Origin of the sequence: Nocardiopsis trehalosi NBRC 14201, assembly GCF_001552555.1 — a bacterium.
GTDB lineage: Bacteria > Actinomycetota > Actinomycetes > Streptosporangiales > Streptosporangiaceae > Nocardiopsis_B > Nocardiopsis_B trehalosi.
On the sequence record NZ_BCRK01000252.1, the window covers coordinates 1 to 6,920 of the forward strand.

The window sequence follows — 6,920 nt, forward strand, 5'->3', positions numbered from 1 at the left end:
TGGGCCGGTCCCCGCCCGCGGCGGGGACCGGCCCGCCGAGCGGGGTCCGGGCGGGTCAGCCCATGTCGTAGACGCGCACGTAGTCGACCCGCATCTGCTGCGGGAACGCCGTGCCGCCGTCCGGCGGGCCGGGCCACGCCCCGCCCACGGCGACGTTGAGGATCAGGAAGAACGGGTGGTCGTACACCCACGGGTTGCCGCGGGTGTCGGCCGGGGTGAAGGTCTGGTAGGCCACGCCGTCCACCGACCAGGTGATGCTGTCGGGGGTCCAGTCGACGGCGAAGGTGTGGAAGGTGTCGGCGAAGGACCAGCCCTGCGGGTGGTGGTAGGAGCCGGTCACCGAGTTCCCGCCGGAGTAGCCGGGGCCGTGCAGGCTGCCGTGGACGGTCGCGGGCTCGTGGCCGACGTTCTCCATGATGTCGATCTCGCCGCTGTTGGGCCAGCCGACCTGGCCGAAGTCGTCTCCCAGCATCCAGAACGCCGGCCAGACGCCGCGCCCGCGCGGGATCTGGATGCGCGCCTCGAACCGGCCGTAGGCCTGGGTGAACTTGCCGGAGGTGTTCATCCGGCCCGAGGTGTACTGGCAGGGGCCGTAGTGGCACTGGTACCCGGCCGGGTTGCCCTGGCGGGCGGTGATCACCATGTTGCCGGCGCCGTCGTGCGCCAGGTTCTCGCGGGAGTCGGCGTAGTACTGGAGTTCCCCGTTGCCGCCGCCGTCGCCGTTGACCTCGATGGTCCACTTCGCCGGGTCGGGCGCGGTGCCCGCCGGGGCGTTGAACTCGTCGGACCAGACGAGCGCGGCCGCGTCGGGGGCGGGTGCGGCGGCGGCGGGCGGGGCGGCGCCGGGGGCGGCGGCGACCAGGCCGGCCGCGGCCGTCGCGGCGGCGCAGGCGAGGGCGGCGGCGCGCAGCCCGCGGCGCCGGGGGGTGCGGGGTGGTGCTGTGCTCATACTGCTGACCGATCCGGGTGTCCGCGGGCCCGCGCGCGGCCGGAGGCCGGAGCGGGGTGACACGGGCCGCCGGCACCCTTGGTGGGGGAGGCGCGGCCGGTCGACCCTCGCCCGCGCCACCGGCGCCGGAGCAGGCCGCACCCGCCGCGCGTGATGACGGATGGGGAGGAGTGCGTCACCCTTGGTAGCAGAAATCGAATGTACTTAACACCGCAAACGGCCGCAAGAGGTGCAGTGGGACTTTGTGAGAGCGCTCTCTCGCCTCGCCGGAGCACGCGGCGGCGCAACGGGCTCCGCGCCCGCCGGGCGCGCATGACACCTGTCATGCCGGACCGGTGCGGATCGCCCCTGGCCGCGGCGGTGCCCCGACCGCCACCCTGGGTGGGAGGAACGAAAGGAACCCCATGGCGATCCGCTCCCTGCTCGGTTTCCCCGGCGGCCTCCTCGCCGGCGTGGTCCTGGGCATGCTCATCGGGGTGGTCATCGACGACCTGGCCCTCGGCATCATCATCGGAAGCGGGGTCGGCGGCGTCCTCTCGGCCGTCTTCTCCACCCCCCGCCCCGACGACGACCCCCCGTCCACCTGACCCCGCCCGGCCGCCCTGGTGGGCGGGGCCGGGCGGGGCGGTGGATCACGGGGCGAGGAAGCCGGTGAGGGCGGGGACGAGGCGCCGGGGCGCCATGGCGACCGCGCCGTGGTTCAGCCCGGGAAGCACGCGGTGCTCCGCGTCGGCCAGGACGCCCACCAGGGCGCGGGCCGCGTCGTGGAACCCCTGGGGGCTCTTCCCGCCCGTGAGGACGAGCGTCGGCCCCGACACGCCGACCCACTCGGCGGGGTCCAGCGGGCGGCCCCGCTGGGTGCCGCCCATGACCGCGATGTCGTAGGGCAGCGTGCGGGCCATCGCGGTCATCTGCCGCCACGCCTTCGGCATGAGCCGCATCATGGCCACCGCGAAGGCGGGCATACCCTGAGCGGCGGTCATGAAGTACCGCACCGCCGCGTCCGGCCGCCCCTCCGCGAGGAGGGCGTCGACGCGGGCCGCGAAGCCGGCGGGCGGCGCGAAGGCGCCGTCGGCCACCGCGAACGGGGGCTCGTACAGGGCGAGCCGGTCGACCGGCGCCCCGGCGGCCGCCGCACGCAGCGCCAGCACCGCACCGGACGACCAGCCGAACAGCGACGCCGACCCGCCGACGTGCGCGATCAGCGCCGCGATGTCCTCGATCTCCCGCTCCACCGCGTAGGGCGCGGTGTCGCCGCTGGTCCCCCGGCCGCGCCGATCGTAGTTGACGACCGTGTGCCGCTCCGCCAGCAGCCCGGCCAGCCGGGCGGCGTCCGACCGGTCGGCCAGGGCCGACGCCACCAGGATCACCGGCGGGCCGTCGCCCGCCGCCTCGTAGGCGATGCGCGTCCCGTCCCGGGACTCCACCTCGCCGCGCACCGCCCCGCTCTTCGCCGCCGCACCCATGCCGTCTCCTTCCGATGTGAACCGTCGTCGCCCCTGTGACGGGGCCGGTGCGGAAAAGGAATCGGCCGGGCTCCGGCCGCGCGGCGGCGGCATCGGCGCGGCCCGCGCCGGCGGCCGTGCGGGCCGCCCGGTGCGGGCCGGAGCGTGCGGGGTCAGGCCGGGCGGGTGGCCTTGCCGTCCAGCCAGAGCGTGTCGGAGGCGTCGCGGTGCGACCCCGAGGTGCCGACGTGCTTGGCGTCGATCTTCGGCCCCTTCTTGATGACATGCACCAGCGCCATGGCGTGCCCGCGGCCGAGGCCGTAGTCGTCGGCCAGCCACGCGATGATGGTCCCGGCCTTCACCTCGGGGTCGTCGAAGCCCTTGCCCTTGGCGATGTCGACGAGTTCGCGCGGGGTGCGCCCCGTCTTGGCCTCGGCGGCGTCGAGGTAGGCCTGGAACGACATGGTCCTGCTCCTTCCGGAGAGCCCGGTCGTGGGCTCGCTCACACCGGACATCCTGCCCCGGGGGTGTGACGTTTCCCGCAGCGGGCGGATGAGGCCGTCAGGTGGTGCGCGGACGAGGCGTCAGGCGTAGCGCGCCGGGCGGACGGCGGCCATCACCGCGTCGAGCCGCGCGCCGAGGTCGGTGGCCTCGGGCGCGCTCGCCGCCCGGGAGACCGTGGCCTGGAGGCAGGCGAAGGCGGCGCCGATGACGGCGCGCAGCACCGCCTCGTCGGCCTCCTCCCCGTTCTCCGCGGCCCGCGCGAGCAGCGCCTCCAGGAGGCGCTGCTGGAGGCGGTCGGCGCGTTCGAGGTAGGCGGCCAGCAGGGTCGGGCTGCTCTTGATGAGCCGGTGCGCCAGCTGGGAGCGGCGGCGCAGTTCGCCGTCGGCGTGCCGCTCGACGACGGCGTCGAACACCCGGCGCAGGGAGTCCCACTCCGGCTCGTCGGCCGGGCGGGCGGTGAGCCGGTGGAGGAAGTCGTCGCTCTCCCGCGCGAAGTCGTCGAGGGCGGCGTCCTCCTTCGACGCGAAGTAGCGGAAGAAGGTGCGCTGGGACATGCCGACGGCGTCGGCGATCTCGTCCACGGTCGTGGCGTCGAAGCCCCGCTCGGCGAACAGGCGCGCGGCGACCTCGCCGATGCGCGCCCGCACCGCGCGCCGCGAGACCTCCCGCAATTCATTTGCGTCCGCCATGTCGCGAATGATAGCAGCTGAACGTTTTGACAGTAGCTGACACTGATGACGTACCCTGCACTGAGATATCTGGACATGTCACCCGAAGTGGGCGCCGCCATCGAGAACGCGCCCCGGGGCACCCGTGTTCCACCACCACCCGCGCCCCGCTCCGCGCACCCATCGAGAAAGGCAGCGAATGACCGTCGACCAGCCCCCCGCGCCGCAGGCCGGACCCGCACCGGGGACGGCGGACGACGCCATGCCCAGGCAGGTCAAGCTCGTGCTGGGCCTGCTCCTCGTGGCCTCCTTCGTCGTGATCCTCAACGAGACGATCATGAGCGTCGCGCTGCCGAGCCTCATGGCCGAGCTGGACGTCACGGCCGCCACCGCCCAGTGGCTGACCACCGCGTTCATGCTCACCATGGCGGTGGTGATCCCCGCCACCGGGCTGATCCTCCAGCGCTTCAGCACCCGCCAGGTGTTCATCGCCGCGATGTCGCTCTTCACCGCCGGCACGCTCCTGGCCGCACTCGCGCCCGGGTTCGGCGTCCTCGTCGCGGCCCGCGTCGTGCAGGCCGGCGGCACCGCCGTGATGCTGCCGCTGCTGACGACGACGGTGCTGAACTTCGTCCCCGCCGCGCGGCGCGGACGCACCATGGGCCTCATCACCATCGTCATCGCCGTCGCCCCGGCCGTGGGGCCGACCTTCTCCGGGTTCATCCTGTCCGCCCTCGGCTGGCGGTGGATGTTCCTGGTCGTCCTGCCGATCGCGGTGCTCAGCCTCGTCCTCGGCAGTGTGCTGGTGAAGAACATGACCACGCCCCGGGCCGTCCGCTTCGACCTGGCGTCGATCGCGCTGTCCGCTGCGGCGTTCGGCGGCCTCATCTACGGCCTGAGCAGCATCGGCGAGGCCACCCAGGGCCACACCCCGGTGCCGCCGGCGCTGCCCATCGCGGTGGGCGCCGCGTCGTTCGTGGCGTTCGTGCTGCGCCAGCTCCGCCTCCAGCGGAACGACGCCGCGCTGCTCGACCTGCGCACGTTCCGCAGCAGGCCGTTCGTGCTCGGGGTCATCGTGCTGCTGGTGTCCATGGGCGCCCTGTTCGGCACGCTGATCCTGCTGCCGATGTACCTGCAGGGCGTCCTGCGCCTGTCCACTTTGGAGACCGGCCTCGTACTGCTGCCCGGCGGGCTCACCATGGGGCTGATCGCCCCGTTCATCGGGCGGCTCTTCGACAAGGTCGGCCCGCGCCCCCTCGTCATCCCGGGGACGTTCGTCATCACCGCCGCCCTCGGCATGATGACCCTGCTCGGCACCGAGACGCCGGTGGGCATGATCGTGGGCATCCACGTGTTCCTGAGCGTCGGCCTGGGCCTGGTCATGACGCCGCTGATGACGTCGGCCCTGGGGTCGCTCGACGCGTCGCTGTACTCGCACGGCAGCGCGATCGTCAGCACGCTGCAGCAGCTCGCGGGCGCGGCCGGGACGGCGCTCTTCATCACCCTCATGTCGACGGGCACGGCGGCCGGCCTGGCCGAGGGCCTGGACCCGGTGGCGGCGCAGGCCGACGGCATCCACACGGCCTTCCTGGTGGGCGCCGCGCTCGCCCTGGTGCCGGCGGGGCTCTCCTTCCTGGTCCGCCGCCCGGCCATGACCTCCGGTCCGGCCCCGGCGGCCATGCACTGACCCTCTGCCCGGCCGCCACATGGCGGCCGGCACCGACCCAGGTGGGCGGGCCCCGGAACGACCGGGACCCGCCCACCTGCGTTTCCGGGGGCGCGGCCGGGCGGGGGCGGATGGGTCCGCCTGCTGTGCGGGTGATGTCACGCGGCGGCACGAGTGGCGTCATTTGACGTCATGAACCGACTTGACTTGACGTCAAAATGACGTCATAGTGGAGCCATGGACCTGATGACCTATGTCGACAGCCTGCGCCGCCAGCTCGTCGTCGCGGCCGACGCGGGCGGCGACGACACCCGCGCGGCCGCCGAGCGCCTGGTGGCGGCGCTGGAACCGGCCGCGCGCCTCGCCCTGCTCGACGCGCTGTCCGACGCCGCCGACGAGATCACCCGCGACCTCGCCCCCGGGTCGGTCGAGGTCCGGCTGCGCGGCGGGCGGCCCGACTTCATCGTGACGCCGCCGTCCGCCCCCGAGCCGTTCGGCGCCGCCGACGACGGCCCGGACGACGGCCCCGAACCGGAGGCCGCGCCGCTCCCGCCCGTCGCCGACGACGGCGGCACGTCCCGCATCACGCTGCGCCTGCCCGACCGCCTCAAGCCGCAGGTCGAGGACGCCGCCCGCCGCGACGGCATCTCGGTCAACGCCTGGCTCGTCCGCGCCGTGTCCGCCGCTCTCGGCGGAACCCGGCGGACCGGCCGCGGCGCGGGCCGCCAGGTCGGCCGCGGCTTCACCGGCTGGGTCCGCTGACCGACCCGCCACCCCGTCCGCGCAGTACCACCACCACGTCTCCGACCAGCGGAGACGCCCACCAGCACCATGACCTGGAGACAGCCATGCCGAAATTCGCCACCCCCGGACCCATCACCGCCGACCTCGACCTGGTCTACGGCACCGTCCAGGTCAACGCCGGCGACGGCGCCGAGACCACCGTCCGGATCCGCCCCCGCGACCCCGACAAGGAAGCCGACCTGCGCGCCGCGGAGCAGATCGAGGCCGAGTTCGCCGAAGGCCGGCTGACCGTGCGGGACACCGCCGCCGGGCTGAGCCGCATCCTGCGCAAGGGCGTCGCCGACGTCACCATCGACCTGCCGGCGGGCTCGCGCCTGGAGGGTGCCGTCCGCGACGCCGGCCTCCGCTGCACGGGCGTCCTCGGCGCCACCCGGATCACCGCCTCCAGCGGCAACATCGCCGTGGACCGGGTGGCGGGCACCGCCGACCTGACCACGTCGCACGGGTGGGTGCGGGCCGGCGAGGTCGACGGCGCCGCCGCGATCACCACCTCCACCGGCGCCGTCACCCTGGGCGCGGTGACCGGCCGGCTGCGGGTCAAGTCCGCGCACGGCGCCATCGCCGCCGATCGCGCGCTGGACAACGTCGAGGTCCGCACCGTCCACGGCGGCATCCGGATCGGCGAGGTCGTGCGCGGCCGCGCCGACCTGGAGACCTCCCACGGCGAGGTGGAGGTCGGCATCGCCGAGGGCACCGCCGCCTGGCTCGACGCCGCCTCCCGGCACGGCGCCGTGAGCAACTCCCTCGACACCGCCGAGGGCCCCGGGGCCGACGAGGAGACCGTCGAGGTGCGCGCCCGCACCGACTACGGCGACATCGTCATCCGCCGCGCCTGACTTCCACCCCCACCTCGATACGCGTCCGCGCCGCCTACGGCGGCACGG

The 6,920-nt window shown here is 74.4% G+C and carries 8 protein-coding genes; 4 read left to right on the forward strand and 4 right to left on the reverse strand.

Annotated elements, in window-relative coordinates:
• Positions 1-55: 55 nt before the first annotated feature.
• Positions 56-949, reverse strand: a complete 894-nt coding sequence (locus NT8_RS26300) for a glycoside hydrolase family 16 protein (RefSeq protein WP_067975244.1) — start codon at positions 947-949, stop codon at positions 56-58.
• A 404-nt stretch (positions 950-1,353) separates the two neighbouring features.
• Here NT8_RS26300 and NT8_RS26305 point away from each other — a divergent pair, with 404 nt between their 5' ends.
• Positions 1,354-1,536, forward strand: a complete 183-nt coding sequence (locus NT8_RS26305; protein WP_067975247.1) for a hypothetical protein — start codon at positions 1,354-1,356, stop codon at positions 1,534-1,536.
• A gap of 45 nt (positions 1,537-1,581) precedes the next feature.
• Here NT8_RS26305 and NT8_RS26310 read toward each other — a convergent pair whose 3' ends face one another.
• The 3 genes from NT8_RS26310 to NT8_RS26320 all read right to left on the reverse strand — a co-directional run bounded on the left by NT8_RS26310 (position 1,582) and on the right by NT8_RS26320 (position 3,587).
• Entirely contained in the window at positions 1,582-2,415 is an 834-nt protein-coding gene (locus tag NT8_RS26310; RefSeq protein ID WP_067975250.1) for an alpha/beta fold hydrolase, read from the reverse strand.
• Positions 2,416-2,567: 152 nt separating this feature from the next.
• Positions 2,568-2,858, reverse strand: a complete 291-nt coding sequence (locus NT8_RS26315) for a DUF4287 domain-containing protein (RefSeq protein WP_067975253.1) — start codon at positions 2,856-2,858, stop codon at positions 2,568-2,570.
• Between the two features lie 120 nt (positions 2,859-2,978).
• The gene (locus NT8_RS26320) at positions 2,979-3,587 is read right to left on the reverse strand and encodes a TetR family transcriptional regulator (protein WP_084469301.1); all 609 of its coding nucleotides are present in this window, start codon (positions 3,585-3,587) and stop codon (positions 2,979-2,981) included.
• Between the two features lie 178 nt (positions 3,588-3,765).
• Here NT8_RS26320 and NT8_RS26325 point away from each other — a divergent pair, with 178 nt between their 5' ends.
• The 3 genes from NT8_RS26325 to NT8_RS26335 all read left to right on the forward strand — a co-directional run bounded on the left by NT8_RS26325 (position 3,766) and on the right by NT8_RS26335 (position 6,872).
• Positions 3,766-5,253: an MDR family MFS transporter gene (locus NT8_RS26325; RefSeq protein ID WP_067975259.1), complete on the forward strand. Its 1,488-nt coding sequence runs from the start codon at positions 3,766-3,768 to the stop codon at positions 5,251-5,253.
• A gap of 216 nt (positions 5,254-5,469) precedes the next feature.
• Positions 5,470-5,994: a histidine kinase gene (locus NT8_RS26330; protein WP_174549637.1), complete on the forward strand. Its 525-nt coding sequence runs from the start codon at positions 5,470-5,472 to the stop codon at positions 5,992-5,994.
• 86 nt (positions 5,995-6,080) lie between these two features.
• Positions 6,081-6,872 (forward strand): DUF4097 family beta strand repeat-containing protein, encoded by a 792-nt coding sequence (locus NT8_RS26335; RefSeq protein WP_067975263.1) that lies wholly within the window; start codon positions 6,081-6,083, stop codon positions 6,870-6,872.
• Positions 6,873-6,920: the final 48 nt, after the last annotated feature.

Bases quoted from the DNA above. Each gene is read 5' to 3' on its own strand.
- NT8_RS26300 (WP_067975244.1), bottom strand. From the start codon at position 949: ATGAGCACAGCACCACCCCGCACCCCCCGGCGCCGCGGGCTGCGCGCC.
- NT8_RS26305 (WP_067975247.1), top strand. From the start codon at position 1,354: ATGGCGATCCGCTCCCTGCTCGGTTTCCCCGGCGGCCTCCTCGCCGGC.
- NT8_RS26310 (WP_067975250.1), bottom strand. From the start codon at position 2,415: ATGGGTGCGGCGGCGAAGAGCGGGGCGGTGCGCGGCGAGGTGGAGTCC.
- NT8_RS26315 (WP_067975253.1), bottom strand. From the start codon at position 2,858: ATGTCGTTCCAGGCCTACCTCGACGCCGCCGAGGCCAAGACGGGGCGC.
- NT8_RS26320 (WP_084469301.1), bottom strand. From the start codon at position 3,587: ATGGCGGACGCAAATGAATTGCGGGAGGTCTCGCGGCGCGCGGTGCGG.
- NT8_RS26325 (WP_067975259.1), top strand. From the start codon at position 3,766: ATGACCGTCGACCAGCCCCCCGCGCCGCAGGCCGGACCCGCACCGGGG.
- NT8_RS26330 (WP_174549637.1), top strand. From the start codon at position 5,470: ATGGACCTGATGACCTATGTCGACAGCCTGCGCCGCCAGCTCGTCGTC.
- NT8_RS26335 (WP_067975263.1), top strand. From the start codon at position 6,081: ATGCCGAAATTCGCCACCCCCGGACCCATCACCGCCGACCTCGACCTG.